Genomic DNA, 17142 nt, shown 5'->3' with positions numbered 1-17142 from the left:
GTCGGCGTCGCGGATCCGGGACATGGTCGACCGCAGCGTCTACCGCGTCGACCCTGATGCCGTGCGGGCTCGCCGCAAGGCGGCGGTCGATGCACGGGGGTTCTGGACCGAACGTCTCGAGGACGGCATGGCGCGGGTGGAGGCCACGTCCACCGCTGAGAAGGCCATCCAGATATCCCGACGGGTTGACGCTTTGGCCCGCGCGGTCTGCGACAAGGACGGTCGGTCGTTGGCGGCGAGGAAGTCGGATGCGCATTTCTGTCTCGTCATGGGGGTGGCGTGGGAATGCCAGTGCGGCGGCGATGAGTCGTGCGATGCCCCTACGGTTCCCGACCCCGAAGCGCCTGCAGTGCGGGATCTACCCGGCGCCGGGACACACATGACCCTGCATGTCATCTGTGATCTGGAGACCGTCGCCGGGGACGGGGAGACACCGTGTTTTCTCGATGGGTACGGGGTGATCTCCCCAGCCCACCTCGACGACCTCCTCACCGAACCCGGCGTACAGATCGCCCCGATCGGACACTCCGATGATCCGCTCGCACCACACACCCCGGGGAATCCGTATCGGCCGTCGACCGCGTTGGACACCGTGGTCCGGGCGCGGTCGTTGTACTGCGACGTCGCCGGATGTGAACGCGCCGCCTGGGTGTGCGACATCGACCACATCCACGAGTACGACCACGACCATCCCGCCCATGGCGGGCAGACGTGCCCGGGCAACACCGGGTCGAAATGCCGGCTGCACCACAACCTCAAAACCCACACCGCGTTCCTCGACGACCAGACCATCGGCCGCGACGGACGCATCCAATCGGTGATCATCACCCCCGAAGGCCTCACCGTCGACGGGCCCGCATTCGACGGCACCGACCTGTTCCCCGCCCTCAAAGACATCCAATTCACCGCACCACAGAACGCACCACCACTGGCCAACCCAACAGCAGAACCCGCACCGACCAGACGCCGACCACGCCTGGCAGACAAACACGCCCGCCGACAGCTAGAACGAGAACACAACCGACGCACCCGAGAGGCGGAAGAGCAAGCCGCACGCGACGCCGAGGACGACAGGCCACCACCGTTCTGACGTGCGGCAGGTGGCGCACAGCCGTGCGTCTACTCTTCTGCGCATGAGTCTGCGACACGACGTGGCCGGTGACGGCCCCACATTGGTCCTGGTCCACGGCGTGGTCCATCGCAGGCAGGCCTGGGATCCGGTGCTCGACCTGCTGACGCCATACCGGCGGGTGGTGACCGTCGACCTGCCCGGTCACGGCGAATCCGACGACGTCGATGTATTCGGAGCCGAGCGGCTGGCTGCGTTCATCGAAGGACTCTCCGACTTCGTCACCGAGGTCGGCGGGCCCGACGAGCCGGTGCACATCGCCGGGAACTCACTCGGCGGCTTCCTCGCCATGGCGTTGGCCGCGCGCGGAGACGTCGCCTCGGCGACCGCGCTGTCGCCGGCCGGGTTCTGGAAGACCCCGGCGGCCCAGGCGCGCGGGTTGGCCAAGTTCCGTGCGTTGCGTGCGGCCGCCGGCGCGATGGGGGACCAGGCGCCGAAGGCGTTCCGCAGCAAGTTGGTTCGCTACCCGTCGTTGGCGCCGTTCTTCGCCCACCCCAGCCGCATCTCCTACGAGAACGCGGTGATCGACGTCGGCTCGCTGCTCACCAACACGACGCTCGCCGGCGGTGTGGATGCACCGTTCGAGCTGCCGCCGGTCACCTCACCGCTGGTGCCGGTCACCGTCGCGTGGGGGACGCGCGACCTGATCCTCCCGCACCGCGACCGCCACAACGTGGCCACACACTTTCCACACGCGCGCATCATCTCGGTGCCCGGCGTGGGACACGTTCCCATGTCGGACAATCCGGAGTTGATCGCGTCGATCCTGCTCGCCGGCAGCGAACCCGCCGCGAGCCCTCGATAACCGGTCGCGGACCGGTTATCATCGATCCCAGGCGCTCGCCGAGGCGCCTCCGGGTCCGCGGACAGGGCTGAGCCCACTCGGTAGGCGTCACCGGAGTATCGACCACCCACCTCCTTTCGGCCTGTCCCGCGGACCGCAGGCAACGAGAGGAGCCTGCCGTGGCACACCTTCCCGACAACCCCGATCTCGATCAACTGCGCACGCGCGCACGCGAACTGCAACGCGCGGTGCGCCACGACGACCCGGGGTATCCGCTGACCACCGCGCAGCGCGACCTGGCCCGCGAATACGGCTTCGCCAGTTGGCCACGCCTCGTGCGGCACGTGCAGGCCATCACCAGTCGTCGATGGACTCTCGCAGACCGCAGCACAGACTCCGCCGCGCATGCGCTCCTCGACCTCGCGTGTCTCACCTATCAGCGCGACGAGTCACAGAACGCCGTCCGCGCAGAGGAGCTTCTCGCTGCGCAGCCGAGCCTGAGCCGGGCGAACACGGCGACCGCGGCGGTCACCGCCGATCTGGCTGCGTTGCGAGAGATGCTGACAGACAACACCTCAGCGGCACGTGAACCGGTGGGCCCGTTTGGTTGGACGCCCCTGATGTACCTCGCCTACGGTCGCCTCGACACCGACCTCGACGACTGCCTGGCCGCCGCACGGCTGTTGATCGAGGCCGGAGCGGATGTGAACGACGGGCGATTCTTCGCAGGTCTGGCCACCCCGTTCACGATCCTCACCGGGGTGTGCGGTGGGGGAGAGCGAGACCAGCCGCCGCATCCACACGTCCTCGACCTCGTGCGTCTGCTGCTCGAGGCGGGGGCCGAGGCCAACGACGGCCAGGCCGTCTACAACCGCATGTTCGACACCGACGACACCGTGTACACACTTCTGCTCGACCACGGCCTCGGGCGTGGCGACGGAGGTCCCTGGCGCGCAGCACTTCCCGACGTGCTGCCGGCACCCGCCGACATCGTGGGCGGACTGCTCGCGTGGGCGGTCACCCACGATCAACGCGACCGGGTCGACCTGCTCGCCTCCCACGGCATCGACGTCGGTGCGCCGCTTCCCGACGGCCGACTCCCCATCGATGTGGCGGTCGGACACGGTCACGCTGCGCTCGCCCACCGCCTCGCCGCACTGGGTGCCGCGATGCCGACGCTGTCACCGGAGGAGTCGTTCGTCGCAGCGGTGCTGGCCGGAGATGCCGCCGCGGTCACCGCCACGCCCACCGAGGTGGTGTCGGCCGTACGTGACGCCCGCCCGGCCCTGATGGTGTGGGCCGCGGCCCACGGGCGGGTTGCCGCGGTGGAGTTGTTGATCGACAACGGATTCGACATCGACGCGATGGGCCGTTCGGATGTCGAGGTCGATCAGCCGTGGCAGACCGCCCTGCACACCGCCGTCGAACGCGACGACGCCACCATGTGCGCGCGTCTCCTCGAACTCGGTGCCGCTCCCGCGATCCGCGACGCCCGCTTCGACGCGACGCCGGCGCAGTGGGCACGCCACCTCGGCCACGACGACCTCGTCGACTTGTTCGGGGCCTGATTAACTCGGTCGGACTAGGCGGCCCATCCGAGTTTGGTGAGCACTGTCCCGACGGCGGTCAGGGTTGGCGCGCAGGGGTCCTGTCCTTTGAGCTGAGATTTGTTGGTTTCGTATTTCACGCTCAGGTAGTAGGTCGCCGGTACCTGCGGGCCGTACACAGCGGCGTCGCAAATCGATGAACCGGTTGTTGTTCGGTAGAGGGCCTGCCCCTTCACCCCCAACTTCACTTCAGCGAATTCACCGAAATCCTCGCGTTTCGATCCCCCGGTGTCCTTATCGATGAAGATCGAGAAATCCTTACCGACGCCGGAAACCGGCCAACGGCAGCCAGCGAGTCCTTTCGCGGTTTCTGGCGTCGGTTTGGCGCTAGATTTCCCGTAGACGAGTGTGGCCAACTCGTTGGAGCCGAGCATGGCGCACAGTTGATCACCGGTGACCGCAGTGGGTTTGAGCGGTGCTGCTGGTGCGGCGACAGGCGTTGACGGTCCGGCCGTGACTTTTGTCGGCGAACCGTTGCCGCTTCCACATGCCGCGACTGCGGTTATCGTCAGCGCAAGTGTGCCGACCTGTGCGAAACGAACAATTCTCACTGCAACCGCCCCTTTGCTATGTCTTCTGTGATGCTGGCACGGACCCGCTCGACGAACTCCGTTCGGACCTCGTCTGGCATGACCGCTGCCCAACCATTGTCCTCGTGCCACTCGTTCATCAAATCTGAGAGCCGATTCTGGAACTCCCGATCCCGTGTCTCGCCGCCGGATTGCTTGTCACTCTGAGTGAGATCAACCGGCTCGAACGTGATCTGAGAAGCGCGAATGGTCGCTTGTCGGAGCCGAGCCATGTCGTCGTCGAGCCGGCGCTCGGCGGCAGCCAACGCGTCCTCCGCGAACCGGAACTCACTCATCGTCGCGCATCTTTCCGCGGTCGCCCACGTCCCACGCGACCTTCGGTTGGCCGGTCACTCGATCTATCTGAACCGCAGTCGCGACGTCGCTGAGATCTTGTCCCGCCTGCTTGCCCTTCTCGAGCTTCTCGCGGTACGGCGCAAGCTTGTCATCGACCGACTGCTGGGCTTTGTCCTGAGCCGCGCCCATCGGGTCCTGGACCACCTTGAGGAATGCCATGAAAGCCTCGACGCCACGCTTGATCTCGCCGATGAGCGGCATCACTTGGTCGTGTACCTCTTTGATCAACTGGATGATCTGCCCGGCCGTTGCCGCCTGACCCGCATAAGGAACGAAGCGCGCGGCCATCTTGAGAAGTCCGACGAAGCTGTCGACCTTGACGATCTTCGACAGCCCTTTCACCAGGATGTCGACGGCCAGGATCGCAGCCTTGTTCAGATCGTCGGCGACCATGATCAAGCCGCGATTGATCAAACGGCCGACGCTGCTCTCCCACTCGATTCCTCGCGTCAGCTGCGACGAGTACTCGTTGAAGGTGGCGGATGCGTGGCCGTCCCAATGCGGATCCACTGCGCCGGTACCTCGTGCGGCATCTCTGCCAACCGTGTCGAGCGCATTCGCTCCGGAGTCGTAGGCGGCACCAATCGTTTTCAGTGCCATCCAGTTTCCGGCAACCTCGTGGAGCACCTGTCCGACAGGATCCCATCCGGTCAGTGACTTGATCGCGTCGTTGCAGTCCGCAAGCCAATCGGCAGCGGCTTCGGCAATCGAGCGGGTGTCAACTTCTTGGTTGGGTGGCGGACTCAAACTCAGCTCGGTGGCGACGCCAATCGACACCGGTTGTGACGGAGCTGCGGTCCCTCCCGACGACTTTCCGCCGCCCGCGTTGGCGATCTGCGCTCCATTGCGCTGGTCTTGAGCCAGATAATCCCAAGCCGCACTGGTCAGATGAGTTCCGGTGGTCGAGAGATCGGTACCAATCACTTGCCAGCGGTCCGCGGTCGAATTTCGAAGTGTGTTCAGGGGGTCGACGAGCTGCGGAAGTATGAGTCCGCTGAAATCCGCGGCTTTCGGCTCGGAGAATCTCCGGACATACCGTGAGGTCTTTGCTCCCCCCGCACCCAGGTCGGTGAACAGCAATCCCAGTCCGGTCAACGCTGCGGGTTCCACAGAGAATTTCGTGACCACGGCCCCTCCATCTGTCCGATCCCGTACGGAATTGCGAATATATCGTAGCGAGCGCTGCTAACGACCTGCGACCCGTCGCAGATGGCCGCCGAGGGTCACCAGGGCTTCGCCGTCGCGCAGCGCATGGTGCGAGACACCCTCGGAGCTGAGTCGCCGGCTCAGCTCGGTACAGGCGGCGCCCTCGGCATACGTCCCGTCGACGTGGGGGATCAGCGGTCGGTCGAGCACGCCGAGCCCGCTCATGATCGGGGCCGCGACCACCGACGGGTCGTCCACCGCGGCGACGACCGTGATGTCGGGGGCGAGCACGGCGGCACCCGCGCTGTACCCCGCGTACCCGAGCGAGCCGTCGCCGATGCGTCGCGCGATCACGGTGTCCGCGCCGTGCGCGGCCATCGCCGATCGGAGTGCGAACGTGTTGCCGCCGCGCACCCAGATTGCGTCGACCGTGGCCAGACGCGCGACGTCTGCAGGTTCGCGTAGATCGATCTCGACCGGCCGCAGACCCAGTCGCGTCATCTCGCCGTGTTCGATCTCCCCGGCGAGCGCACGATCGGAGGGCCGGTCGTCGATGGCGTTGAGCACCACCCCGATCGTCGCGCCGCGTCCCGTCACCGACACCAGCAGGTCGTCGTGTCCATCGACACCGAGGCACGTCAGGAACAGTCGCATGTCGACGAATGTAGCGACCGTCAGCGCAGAGATGCCCGTGTGCGCACTCTGCTCACAGCGGCGAGCACCACCAGGGTCACCGCCAGCAGCGTGGTGGTCAACACGGCCGCAGAGAGGGCCTGCCCGCGATCCGACAGCCCGAAGATGCTGACCGGAAGTGTCTTCCAGGTGGGCGGATAGACCATGATGGTGGCCCCCAACTCACCCATGGACAGCGCGATGGCCAGGCCGGCGGCCGCGCCCAGTGCCGGCAACAGCAGCGGCAACTCGACACCGAACAGCACGCGCGCAGGGCCGGCGCCGAGTGACTCCGCGGCCTGACGCAGTGCGGGGTCGAGACGTTCCGCGGCCGCCGACACCGAACTGAACGCGAACGCCAGCACCAACACCATGTGGGCGACGATGACGATCCACTTCGTCCCCCCGAGCAGCAGCGGCCGCGAGTTGAACGAGATCAACAGTCCCAGACCGATCGCCACCGACGGGACGGCGATCGGGATGTGGAACGCCGCGTCGGTGACGCGGCGCAGCCACGACGGTGCCGACCGCGCGGCCAGTGCGGCCCAGGTCCCGACGATCAACGCCAGTGCACCGGCGATCACCGCGGTCTGCAGGCTCACCGACAGGCTGGCGAGATCGTCACCGGAGAGCGCGTCGCCGAACCGCGCCAGCCCGAGATCGGTGGGTAGCGGACCATTCCACGACCCCGAGAAGGCCGCCAGCACCACGGTGGCGATCGGCGCGACGAAGACGATCGCCACGACGACGCCGAACAGTACCCATACCGCGGCGCGACTACGTCGGGTCCAGAACAGCATCGCCGTCGTCCTTTCGGTGGGGCGCGCCGCGCCGCGAGCTCAGGCGTGAGAAGGCCTGCCGGTAGAGCAGATAGAGGCAGATCGACAACGCGATCTGCACGGTGGCGATCACCGCGGCGCCGGGGAGGTCGAACGTGACGATCCCGCGGGTGTAGATGAGGACCGGCAGGGTCGTGACGTCCTTGGCCCCGGTGAACAGCACGATCCCGAACTCGTTGAGCGTGAGGAGCAACACCAGGCCTCCGCCTGCGGTCAGTGCGGGCCAGGCCTCGGGCATCACGACCGTACGCAGCACACGCCAGGGCGATGCGCCGAGACTGGCTGCCACGTCGAGTTGGTCGCGCGGGACCATCGCGAACGCGGCGAGCAGCGGTCGCACGACGAACGGGGTGAAGAAGGTGATCTCGGCCACGATGACACCGAGTTCGGTGGTCAGGAAGTTCACCGGGCGGGAGCCGATGATCTCGAACAAGGCCGCGTTGACGATGCCCGCGCTGCCGTAGAGGAACGTGAAGGCCAGGGTGATGAGGAACGACGGCAACGTCAGCACGGTGTCGATGAGACGCCCCACCACCCGTGAACCGGGGAACGGCACGAAGGCGAGGACCACCGCGATGAAGGTGCCGAGCACGAGACACCCGAGCGTCGCGTAGACCGCGATCCGCGCCGTGGTGAGCAGAGAGTTCCGGAACAGCTCCGACGACAGCACCCCCGACCACGAACTTGCACCGTGTCCCGCGGTGGAGTTGACCAGTACACGGATCAGGGGATACACCGCCACGACGGCGACGATCACCAGCGGACCGATCGTCCACCACGCCGCCGCGCTGCGACCGATCACCGGGTTGGGTTCCGGTGTCGACTCCTCGACCGGGCGTTCGGCCAGATCGGCTGTCATGGCGCGCCGTTCGTCGACACCAACACCCCGGTGCCGGGCGCGATGGTCACCCACACGGCCGAGTCGATGTCGTGCTCGGTGCGTCCGGGGAGGTCCGCGTCGAGCAGCACGTCCGGGAGGCCGTCGACCGCCAGCGTCACCCGGGTGGTCGACCCCTGCCACACGGTGGAGGTGACCCGTGCACGGATCGATCCGTGTCCCGGCGCCGAGGCGACCGCGACCTCGTGCGGTCGGATACACACCATCGCGGTGGCGCCGGGCGCCCAGCCCGGCGCACCGACACCGGTCGGTGGTGCGGTCACGCTGAGCATCCGATCGCCGACCGCGACCAGCGCGGTCGTCCCCGAGACCCGACCGACGGTGCAGGGGATCAGGTTCGCGCCACCGAGGAAGGCGGCGGTGAACGTCGACGGCGGACGCGTCCAGAGGGTGTCGGCCGTATCGACGTCGACCAGGCGTGCGTCGCGCATCACCGCCACGCGGTCGGCCAGCGCGAGCGCCTCGCTCTGGTCGTGGGTGACGTAGAGCATCGCGGTGTCCGGCAGTGCCGCCCGAAGCTGCTGCAGCTCGGTCAGCATCGACTGTCGTAGAGCGGCATCGAGTGCGGCCAGCGGTTCGTCGAGCAACAACACACCGGGACGGATCGCCAGCGCGCGGGCGATCGCCACCCGCTGTTGTTGGCCACCGGACAGCTCCCGCGGCAACCGATCGGCGAACGCCGACATGCTCACCATCGACAGCGCATCGGTCACCCGGTCACCGATCTCCGACCGGGCCACACGGTGGGCGCGGAGCCCGAACGCGACGTTGTCGCGGACACGCAGGTGCGGGAACAGTGCGTAGGACTGGACGACCACACCGATCCCGCGTCGGGCCGGTGGGAGATCGGTGATGTCGCGGTCGCCGAGCCGGACCCGACCCGAGGAGGGGTGCACGAAACCGGCGAGAGCCTTGAGGGCGGTCGACTTGCCCGACCCGCTCGGACCGAGCAGGGCCACCGTCTCACCCGGTGCGACCCGGAGACTGAAGTCCGACAACGCCTCCGAGGCGGATCGACCGCGGCCATAGGTCACGGTGACACGGTCGAAGGTGATCGCCGGCGTCGTCGAGGTGGGAGGTGTCGGTGTCGAGGACACCGAACCGCGCATCCGCCGCGTCACCGACACTCGGGGGTCGGACATCATCAACTCCCCGTTGCCTTCTGGTACGCGGCGATGTTCGCGTCGAGACCGGAGAGCACCGAGTTCCAGTCCGGTCGCCAGACGGTCACCCCGGCGATGGCCCGCGCGGGTGAGTTCGCGGAGGTGTCGGCGGGGACGTCGGAGCGCACCGACACGCCGAGTGCGTCGGGCCCGACGGTCTTCTGGACATCGGCCGACAGCAGGAACTCGAGAAGCTTCTTGGCGTTCTCGGAGTGCGGTGCGCCCGTCGCCACACCGGCGACATACGGCAGTGACACCGTCGTGCGCGTCCCGTTCGCGTCGGATGGGAAGAACACCTCGAAGGCCGATTTGTCGTCGCGGATGGACGTGAGGTTCATCTGCACATCGCCGTTGGCGACCATGATCTCACCGTTGCTCACCTTGGGCTGCAGCTTGCCGGTGGAGCTCGACGGCCCGACGTTGTTGGCCTGCAGGCGTTTCAGGTAGTCCAGACCACCCTGCTGTCCGCGCAGGTGCTGCAGCAACAGCAGGACGGCGGTGCCGTCGCCGGCCTGGCCGGGGGTCGAGTACTGGATCTTGCTCGCGAAGCGCGGATCGAGCAGATCGTCGAAGGTGGTGGGGGCGGGCGTCGCCCGCGGGCTCCGGATGAACGACAGGTAGTTGTCGACGATGGAGACGTACTTGCCGCCCGCGTCCTTGTTGTCGGCAGCGACGGCCGAGGTGTCGACGCCGGAATCGGCGAGCAGGCCTGACTCGTCGGCCTTCTGGATGAACGGGGGCAGGGTCACCACGAGGTCGGCCTGTGGGTTCTAGCGCTCCTTCTGGACGCGGGAGACCACCTCGCCCGAGCCGGCCTCGACGTAGTTCACCGAGATCTTCGTCTGGGCGGTGAACTTTGCGAACTCCGTCTTGTACCAGTCGCCGAGGCCGTCGGCGCTGTAGACGGTGACGGTGTCGGAGCCCGATGTGGCCGTCCCCGTCCCGCCGCAGGCGGTGGCGGTGACCAGAACCAGGGCGGTGGAGGAGATCGCGACGGCGACGTGTCGGAGACGGTGTCGGCGGGATGGAGTGAACATGGGAAGTCCTTTGCGGTGTGGTGTGACGGGTGATCAGGGCAGGACGAGATGGGTGAGGTCGGAGACGGAGTCGACGACGTGGGTCGCACCGGCGTCGTCGAGTTGCTGTCGGTCGTGGGCGCCGGTGAGCGTTCCGGCGACGATGCGCGCACCGGCCCGGAGGCCGCTGAGGATGTCGCTGGAGGTGTCGCCGAGCACGGCGACGGCGCGGACGTCATCGATCTCGAGGTCGAGGACCGCGTGCAGGACGAGGTCGGGGTAGGGCCGTCCCCGGCCCACCTCCTCGGGGGACAGAGTCAGGTCGGCGACATCGGCCCACCCGAGCACGTCGAGCAGCCGGTGTTGGGTCGCACGGCTGAAACCGGTTGTGAGAGCCACCTTCACGCCCGCTTCGCGCAGTGTGGCGATGGCCTTCTCGGCCCCCTCGATCGGTCGGATGTCGCCCGTGCCGATCAGGTCGTCGTAGGCCGCCTCGAAGGCGCGATTGCCGAGCTGGGCACGCTCCTCGTCGTCGCCGGTGAGGGCGCGGAAGACGGTGATCTTGGACTGGCCCATGGTGTCGACGACGTACTGCCGCGCGTGGTCGCGCTCGGGGCCGTCGGCGGGTATGCCGATGGCGGTCGCGGCGACGTCGAACGCCGCCAGGACGAGTCCACCGTCTTCGACGGTGGTCCCGGCCATGTCGAGCACGGCGAGTGCGATGGGTGGGGGCGTGGTGGAGGACAAGGGTGTCCCTTTCGTGGTCAGAGGTGACGGATTGTCTAGAGCGCCATGGTGTCGGCGGTGTCCTCGCCGATGGCCGGGCCGAGGGTCATGCCGCGGCCGCCTGGTCCGGTGACGACCCAGATGCCGGGCGACACCTCACGGCGACAGACGATCTCGTCGGGATCGGTGCATTGCGAATAGACGCCGGCCCAGCGCCGGACGATCGGCGGGAGATCGCGCCCCAGCAATTCCTCGACGACGCCGCGGAGGTGGTCGTAGGGCGCCTCGGCGACGTCGAAGTCGAAGGGCTCGTCGTAGTGGTGGGTGTCGCCGATGGTGAGTCCGCCGTGCAGGCGTTGGACGCACAGCAGCTGCATGCGGTGTTCGGCGGCGACCTCGGGCTGCGGCTGGCGTGTTCGCAGTTCGTCGAGGGTGTCGCCGGCGAAGGCGGGGTAGTAGCGGAAGCTGTCGCCGTCGGCGATGGCGGTGGTCAGGGGTTCGTCGAGCGGGGCGGTCTGCATCATCTGCAGTCGCACGCGACGCACTGGCAGGTCGCCCGCCACCTCGCGCACCAACCCGCCGTGCGCTGCGCCGGCGCAGAGCACGACGGCGTCCCCGCGGTGGACCCGGCCGGCGTCGTCACGCACGCTCACCCCGTCCGATGACGACGTCACCTCGCGCGCCTCACACCCCGGATGGAACTCGTAGCGGCCGGTGGCGCTCAGCGCATCTCGGATCGCCGGGAGCGCGACGCGCGATTCGACGGCTCCGTCACGGGTGCAGTGCAACCCGGCGAGGTACTTGCCGCGCAGCGCGGGGTTGACGGCGATCACCTCGTCGGGATCGAGGAGCCGGAACCCGCGGTCGGCGGCGTCGGCCCGGGCGACGACATCCTCGGCGACGGCGACCTCGTCCGCGGTGCGCAGCAGCGTCATCGATCCGGCTGGACGGAAACCCACGCCGGGGACCGAGCGGCCGATCTCCTCCCACAGGTCGCGAGATCGGTTGGCGACGGCCAGTTCTCCCGCGGAACGCCCGGACACCCAGACCAGGCCGAAGTTGCGGACGGTCGCACCGCGGGCCTCCGGCTCACGCTCGAGGTGGATCACATGGTGGCCGCGTAGCACGGCCGAGCGGGCGTGGGAGGTGCCGAGGATGCCTCCGCCGACGATGACGATTCTCATGGGTGCCAGCCTGCATTATTGGTCTAGACCAATCAATGACCGCGGCGATAACGCTGGGTTAACAATTGGTATAGACCAATACGCTAGGCTCGCGGAGTGGACGTGATCGACGAGACGGCGCAGGTACTGGCGTCGCTGCGTGGGGTGTGGGACGAGGTGGAGGTCGATGAACTCGACCACGCGCTGCAGGCCGGACGTCGGGCGGCCGACGACGACGCCGACGACGAGCTGGCCCTCGCGAGCGTGCTGCACGACGTCGGACACAGTCCGCTGGTGCTCACCGATCCCTCGGTGCATCACGAGGACGCGGCGCAGGAATGGCTCACCGCACGGTTCGGCGCTCGTGTCGGCTGGCTCGCCGGGGCGCACGTGGAGGCCAAGCAGTATCTCGCCGCCACCGACGAGGACTATGCGCGCGCGCTGTCGCCGACGTCGGTCCGCTCGTTGGCGTATCAGGGTGGGGCACTCGCGACATCATCTCGCACCGGTCACGTCTGGTGGCCCGACGCGCTCCGGCTGCGCCGCTACGACGACGCCGCCAAAGTGCCCGGTGCACAGGCACTGTCGATCGACGAGGCGTTGGACGTCGCGCGACGGGTGGCCCGGAGATGACCGCCGCGCCCAAGGTCCCCAAGTACTACGCGGTGCGGACCGAGCTGGAGCGGATCGTCGACACCCTCGAGGTGGGCGACGCGGTCCCGGCCGAGCGAGACCTCGCCGAACGGTTCGCGGTGTCGCGCGAGACCGTCCGCCAGGCCTTCCACGAGTTGCTGGTGGAGGGTCGTATCGAGCGGCGAGGTCGGGGAACCGTGGTCGCCGCACCCAAGCTCGTCCAACCGTTGTCGCTGCTGTCCTACACCGAGGGGGCGATCAGCCACGGACGTGTGCCCGGACGTCTGCTGGTGACGTGGGAGGACATCGTCGGCGACGACGAACTCTGCGGCGAACTGCAGATCGCCCGCGGGTCGACGGTGATGCACCTCGAGCGGGTGCTGCTCGCCGACGGCGCCAAGCTCGGGCTGGAGAGCACCTTCCTGCCCTGGGATCGATTCGGAACGTTCACCGACACCTTCGATCCGACCACCTCGCTGTACGCGGCGATCCGCGAGGCCGGGGTCACCTTCGGCAGCGCGAACGAGCGGATCGAGACCGTCCTCGCCTCACCCCGCGAGGCCACCCTGCTCGAGACGACCACCGCGATGCCGATGCTGTTGATGCACCGCCGCAGCCTCGATGTCGACGGGCGCCCCATCGAGAAGGTGCGCTCGCTCTACCGCGGTGACCGCGTGGCGTTCGAGGCGATCCTGCGCGAGTGACGCGCCGTCGGTGAGGTGTCGCCGTCGGCGAGGTGTCGGTGTCGCCGGTCACCTCGGGTGGTAGACACGTCGCGACGACATGTCGGGCGAGGGCAGGAGCGAACAGTGAGTGGAGTCGAGGACCGGGTGGTCGTGGTGACCGGCGCCGGAGGTGGGTTGGGTCGTGAGTACGCGACGCTGCTCGCCGCCGAAGGCGCACTCGTGGTGGTCAACGACCTCGGCGGAGCCCGCGACGGGTCGGGCAGCGGTTCGGCGATGGCCGACACCGTGGTCTCCGAGATCACCGCCGCCGGTGGCCGCGCCGTCGCCAACTACGATTCCGTGGCCACCGCCGAGGGCGCGCAGGCGCTGGTGCAGACCGCACTCGACACCTTCGGCGCCATCCATGGCGTCGTGAACAACGCGGGCATCCTGCGCGACGGCTCGTTCCACAAGATGAGCGACGAGAACTTCGACGCCGTCATCAAGGTCCACCTCTACGGCGGGTACAACGTGACCCGCGCGGCGTGGCCGCACTTCCGCGAGCAGCGCTTCGGTCGCGTCGTGGTCGCCACCTCGACCAGCGGTCTCTACGGCAACTTCGGGCAGGCCAACTACGGCGCCGCGAAACTCGGACTGGTGGGGCTGATCAACACCCTGGCGGTCGAGGGCGCCAAGTACTCCATCATCGCGAACGCGGTTGCGCCGCTTGCCGCCACGCGTATGACCGAGGACATCGCGCCCGCGGAGATGCTCGAGAAGCTCTCCCCGGCCTTCGTCGCACCGGTCGTCGCGCACCTGATGAGCGAGGAGTGCACCGACACCGGGTCGATCTTCGAGGTCGGCGGCGGGCAGGTGGCCCGCGCGCAGATCTTCCACAACGCGGGCGTGCACTTCGACACCCCGCCCTCGGTCGACGACCTGCGCGCGCAGTGGTCCACCGTCACCGACATGACCGCGGCAACACCGGGTTCCAACCCGCTCGGCTGACCGACCCCGGGCCGGGTTACCCGCGCACGGCCCGCAGCACCACGTCGTTCACGTGATGGGCTCCGCCGCCGACGCCGCTGTGTCGGCGCGGCCGTAACTCGTTGCGCACCAGCGTCCATCCGCCGCCGAGCAGGGCTGCGACGTGCTCGGTGTGGTACATGCTGTCGAGATCGGGCCCGCGCCACCGGGGTTCGTCGTCGGTCGCGTTCGCAGCGTGCTCGGCCTGGTGACGGTGGATGTCGGTCATGTCGTGTGCGACCCACAGCAGGGTGCCGCCGGGAGCGACGACGTCGAGCAGCGCGCGCATCGGTCCGTCGCCCTCGACCCGCATCATCGGGAAGTACTGCATCGACACCAGATCGAACGGGCCGGACGGCGGACCGTCGACGGCGACGTCACGTCGCTCCCACGTGATAGAGCCGGCCGCGCCGAGTGCGCGTGCCCGGTCGATGGCGACGCTCGAGATGTCGACCGCCGTGACCTCCCACCCGCGGGCGGCGAGCCAGCGGGCGTCGTCGCCCTCGCCGCTGCCCAGGTCGAGCGCGCGGCCGGGGGCCACGTCGGTCATCTCGTCGACCAGGGCGCCGTTCGGATCGCCGCTCCACACGCGATCGTCCTCGTCGTATCGGGCGTTCCAGAAGTCCTCGTCCATGCCGTCACCCTACTGAGAACGCGACCGCTCGACGGGGTCACACCTGTACCTCGGGCCACTTCATGCCCTACCGTCACAGCATGCGAGTGATGCGAAGTCAACGACTGCGACGGTGTGTCGCGACGATCTTTGTGGCGACGGCGATGGTCGGGGCGGCACCCGCGGCGGTGGCGGCCGCCGACACCGGCCCTGACGTGTCGTCCTGGCAGCACGTCAACGGCACCCTCATCAACTGGTTCGCGGTGAAGGCCTCGGGGCAGGACATGGCCATGGTCAAGGCGACCGAGGGACTGAGCTACGTCAACCCGTACTTCGTGCCCGACTCGATCGGCATGCGGCTGGCCGGCGTCGCGCGCGGTTCCTATCACTACGCCGACCCCGCGCTGCCCGCCGCGCCGCAGGCGGCACTGTTCGCCACGGTGACGCTCGGCATCAACGGATACGGCGACCTGCCACCCGTGCTCGACCTGGAGAAGACCGGCGGCCTGGGGCCCGGCGCGCTCATCGCGTGGACGCAGCAGTATCTCGACACCGTCCGCCTGCTGACCGGGCGGACGCCGATCATCTACACCTATCCGAACTTCTGGCGTACGGCGATGGCCAACACGAACGCCTTCCGCGGCTACCCGCTGTGGATCGCCGACTACAACGGGCGCTCGGCGCCCGGGCCGCTGCCCGGGGGCTGGACCCGGTGGGCGTTCTGGCAGTACACGAGCAGCGCGTCGGTCCCCGGGATCCCGGGACGCACCGACATGAACCGGTACAGCGGTTCGCAGGGCCCACTGCGCGCCTACGCGAACAGCTGATCACCGGTCGCCCTGCGGTCGCGGCGGTAGGTTTGCCCCATGCGAGTGTTCACATCTGCAGACGACATCCTCGGTGCGGCAGGGGAGACCCTGGGCACCACCGATTGGTTGACGATCACCCAGGAACGGGTGAACCAGTTCGCCGAGGCGACCGGTGATCACCAGTGGATCCATGTCGACGTCGAGCGCGCGAAGGCCGAGAGCCCGTTCGGCGGGCCGATCGCCCACGGCTACCTCACGCTGTCGCTGGTGCCGATGCTGGCGTGGCAGCTCTACAGCATCGAGAATGCGAAGCTGGGTATCAACTACGGCTCGAACAAGGTGCGCTTCCCGGCTCCGGTGCCGGTCGGCTCCGAGGTCTCCCTGACCGCGGTGCTGACCTCGGCGCAGGCCACGAAGGACGGGATGGTCGAGATGGTGGTCACGCAGACGCTGACCGTGCGCGACGCCCCGAAGCCGTCGTTGGTGGCCGAGACCATCACCCGCGTCGCCTTCTGACCGTCTTGCGCCCTACGGCGCGGCCCCTGATCAGAGGGAGGCGGTGGCGAGCGCCCAGATGACCGCCGGTGCATCCGCCTGCAGTGCGCAGGGGGTGCCCATGGCGGCGCTCTGCAGCGCGAGACCGTCGGCGTAGACCATCACGTGCGCGATGCGCGCGTCGGTCTCGGCGTCGGGTAGGCCGGCCGCGGCGAACGCGCGGACCAGCAGGCGCCGGTAGGCGGCCATGCAGCGGTCGGAGATCGCGGCGACGGCTGGATTGCGTGCGGCCTCGGTGTACATCTCGAGCTGCGCCAGCATCCGGTTCGGCTCGCAGTACGAGGCACTGAAATCGGCGAACACCGCGGCCATCAGTTCGCGCGGGGTCATGGTGTCGAGCTCGGGCCGGGCCAGCGCGGTGTCGCACTGCTCGACGACCGAGTCGGCGAAGCGCGACAGGGCCGCGATGAGCAGGGCGTCGCGGTCGGCGAAGTGGTACGTGGTCGACCCCAGCGACAGACCCGCCGCCGCCGCGACCTCACGCAGCGTGATCGCGTGGAGCCCCCGCTCGCCGATCAGCCGCAAGGTCGCGTCGAGCAATACATCGCGGCCGGTACCCCGCGCGACCGTGGAACGGCCTGTGTTCATCTGTCGATCCCTCACCCTCACGCAAGCCGATGTGGACTGCGGTCCACGTTGACAATATCTAATGAATCAATATTGATCCACAGTGTGCACCGCGAACTGCTCACTTGCACACATTCTGCCCCACACACGCGAGAACCCGGCTCCGCGCGTGGAGCCGGGTTCTCGTGTCGCCCCTTCGGGCGTC

At 68.2% G+C, this 17142-nt stretch carries 19 protein-coding genes and 1 pseudogene; 8 read left to right on the top strand and 12 right to left on the bottom strand.

What is annotated here, in order from left to right; all coding sequences use genetic code 11:
- The 3 genes from ASG12_RS14510 to ASG12_RS14500 all read left to right on the top strand — a co-directional run.
- The coding region (locus ASG12_RS14510; RefSeq protein ID WP_156378106.1) for a DUF222 domain-containing protein at positions 1–1090 on the top strand (1090 nt) is incomplete at its 5' end.
- Positions 1091–1133: 43 nt separating this feature from the next.
- Positions 1134–1934, top strand: coding sequence for an alpha/beta fold hydrolase (locus ASG12_RS14505; protein WP_055790695.1), 801 nt, complete (start codon positions 1134–1136; stop codon positions 1932–1934).
- 158 nt (positions 1935–2092) lie between these two features.
- On the top strand, positions 2093–3481 hold the full coding sequence (locus ASG12_RS14500) for an ankyrin repeat domain-containing protein (protein WP_055790692.1): 1389 nt from the start codon (positions 2093–2095) through the stop codon (positions 3479–3481).
- A gap of 14 nt (positions 3482–3495) precedes the next feature.
- On the opposite strand, the gene ASG12_RS21310 is transcribed toward ASG12_RS14500, so the two are convergent.
- The 10 genes and pseudogenes from ASG12_RS21310 to ASG12_RS14455 all read right to left on the bottom strand — a co-directional run bounded on the left by ASG12_RS21310 (position 3496) and on the right by ASG12_RS14455 (position 12090).
- Positions 3496–4071, bottom strand: a complete 576-nt coding sequence (locus ASG12_RS21310; protein WP_162243429.1) for a DUF3558 family protein — start codon at positions 4069–4071, stop codon at positions 3496–3498.
- Positions 4068–4385, bottom strand: a complete 318-nt coding sequence (locus tag ASG12_RS21905) for a hypothetical protein (protein WP_055790689.1) — start codon at positions 4383–4385, stop codon at positions 4068–4070. The genes ASG12_RS21310 and ASG12_RS21905 overlap by 4 nt, the downstream gene beginning before the upstream one ends.
- On the bottom strand, positions 4378–5574 hold the full coding sequence (locus ASG12_RS21750) for a hypothetical protein (protein WP_156378105.1): 1197 nt from the start codon (positions 5572–5574) through the stop codon (positions 4378–4380). The genes ASG12_RS21905 and ASG12_RS21750 overlap by 8 nt, the downstream gene beginning before the upstream one ends.
- 57 nt (positions 5575–5631) lie before the next feature.
- Positions 5632–6246: a Type 1 glutamine amidotransferase-like domain-containing protein gene (locus ASG12_RS14485; protein WP_055790684.1), complete on the bottom strand. Its 615-nt coding sequence runs from the start codon at positions 6244–6246 to the stop codon at positions 5632–5634.
- A gap of 20 nt (positions 6247–6266) precedes the next feature.
- The gene (locus tag ASG12_RS14480) at positions 6267–7064 is read right to left on the bottom strand and encodes an ABC transporter permease (protein ID WP_055790681.1); all 798 of its coding nucleotides are present in this window, start codon (positions 7062–7064) and stop codon (positions 6267–6269) included.
- Positions 7042–7962, bottom strand: coding sequence for a 2-aminoethylphosphonate ABC transporter permease subunit (locus tag ASG12_RS14475; RefSeq protein ID WP_055790678.1), 921 nt, complete (start codon positions 7960–7962; stop codon positions 7042–7044). The genes ASG12_RS14480 and ASG12_RS14475 overlap by 23 nt, the downstream gene beginning before the upstream one ends.
- Positions 7959–9110, bottom strand: coding sequence for an ABC transporter ATP-binding protein (locus ASG12_RS14470; RefSeq protein WP_055791055.1), 1152 nt, complete (start codon positions 9108–9110; stop codon positions 7959–7961). The genes ASG12_RS14475 and ASG12_RS14470 overlap by 4 nt, the downstream gene beginning before the upstream one ends.
- Positions 9111–9145: 35 nt before the next feature.
- Positions 9146–10201: pseudogene (locus ASG12_RS14465) on the bottom strand (2-aminoethylphosphonate ABC transporter substrate-binding protein).
- A gap of 33 nt (positions 10202–10234) precedes the next feature.
- Positions 10235–10927 (bottom strand): phosphonatase-like hydrolase, encoded by a 693-nt coding sequence (locus tag ASG12_RS14460; RefSeq protein ID WP_268810449.1) that lies wholly within the window; start codon positions 10925–10927, stop codon positions 10235–10237.
- Between the two features lie 35 nt (positions 10928–10962).
- Entirely contained in the window at positions 10963–12090 is a 1128-nt protein-coding gene (locus ASG12_RS14455; RefSeq protein ID WP_055790675.1) for a TIGR03364 family FAD-dependent oxidoreductase, read from the bottom strand.
- Between the two features lie 96 nt (positions 12091–12186).
- Here ASG12_RS14455 and ASG12_RS14450 point away from each other — a divergent pair, with 96 nt between their 5' ends.
- From ASG12_RS14450 to ASG12_RS14440, 3 genes are all read left to right on the top strand, one after another.
- A complete protein-coding gene (locus ASG12_RS14450; RefSeq protein WP_055790672.1) occupies positions 12187–12702 on the top strand; it encodes a hypothetical protein in 516 nt (171 codons plus the stop codon).
- Positions 12699–13406: a GntR family transcriptional regulator gene (locus ASG12_RS14445; RefSeq protein WP_055790669.1), complete on the top strand. Its 708-nt coding sequence runs from the start codon at positions 12699–12701 to the stop codon at positions 13404–13406. The genes ASG12_RS14450 and ASG12_RS14445 overlap by 4 nt, the downstream gene beginning before the upstream one ends.
- Positions 13407–13511: 105 nt before the next feature.
- Complete coding sequence (locus ASG12_RS14440) at positions 13512–14375, top strand: SDR family NAD(P)-dependent oxidoreductase (RefSeq protein WP_055790666.1); 864 nt, start codon at positions 13512–13514, stop codon at positions 14373–14375.
- Positions 14376–14391: 16 nt separating this feature from the next.
- Here ASG12_RS14440 and ASG12_RS14435 read toward each other — a convergent pair whose 3' ends face one another.
- Positions 14392–15027 carry a class I SAM-dependent methyltransferase gene (locus ASG12_RS14435; protein ID WP_055790664.1) on the bottom strand — a complete coding sequence of 212 codons (636 nt, stop codon included), beginning with the start codon at positions 15025–15027 and terminating at the stop codon, positions 14392–14394.
- Positions 15028–15107: 80 nt separating this feature from the next.
- Here ASG12_RS14435 and ASG12_RS14430 point away from each other — a divergent pair, with 80 nt between their 5' ends.
- Positions 15108–15833, top strand: coding sequence for a glycoside hydrolase family 25 protein (locus ASG12_RS14430; protein ID WP_156378104.1), 726 nt, complete (start codon positions 15108–15110; stop codon positions 15831–15833).
- Positions 15834–15872: 39 nt separating this feature from the next.
- Positions 15873–16331, top strand: coding sequence for a MaoC family dehydratase (locus ASG12_RS14425; RefSeq protein ID WP_045823537.1), 459 nt, complete (start codon positions 15873–15875; stop codon positions 16329–16331).
- A 30-nt stretch (positions 16332–16361) separates the two neighbouring features.
- Here the strand turns inward: ASG12_RS14425 and ASG12_RS14420 are convergent, their stop codons facing one another.
- Positions 16362–16958, bottom strand: a complete 597-nt coding sequence (locus tag ASG12_RS14420) for a TetR/AcrR family transcriptional regulator (protein WP_055790661.1) — start codon at positions 16956–16958, stop codon at positions 16362–16364.
- Positions 16959–17142 lie beyond the last annotated feature (184 nt).

Origin of the sequence: Williamsia sp. Leaf354 (genome assembly GCF_001424365.1) — a bacterium.
In the GTDB taxonomy this organism is placed as follows: domain Bacteria; phylum Actinomycetota; class Actinomycetes; order Mycobacteriales; family Mycobacteriaceae; genus Williamsia_A.
The sequence above is the reverse complement of the archived record's forward strand: the minus strand, read 5'-3'. Positions and strand labels throughout refer to the sequence as shown.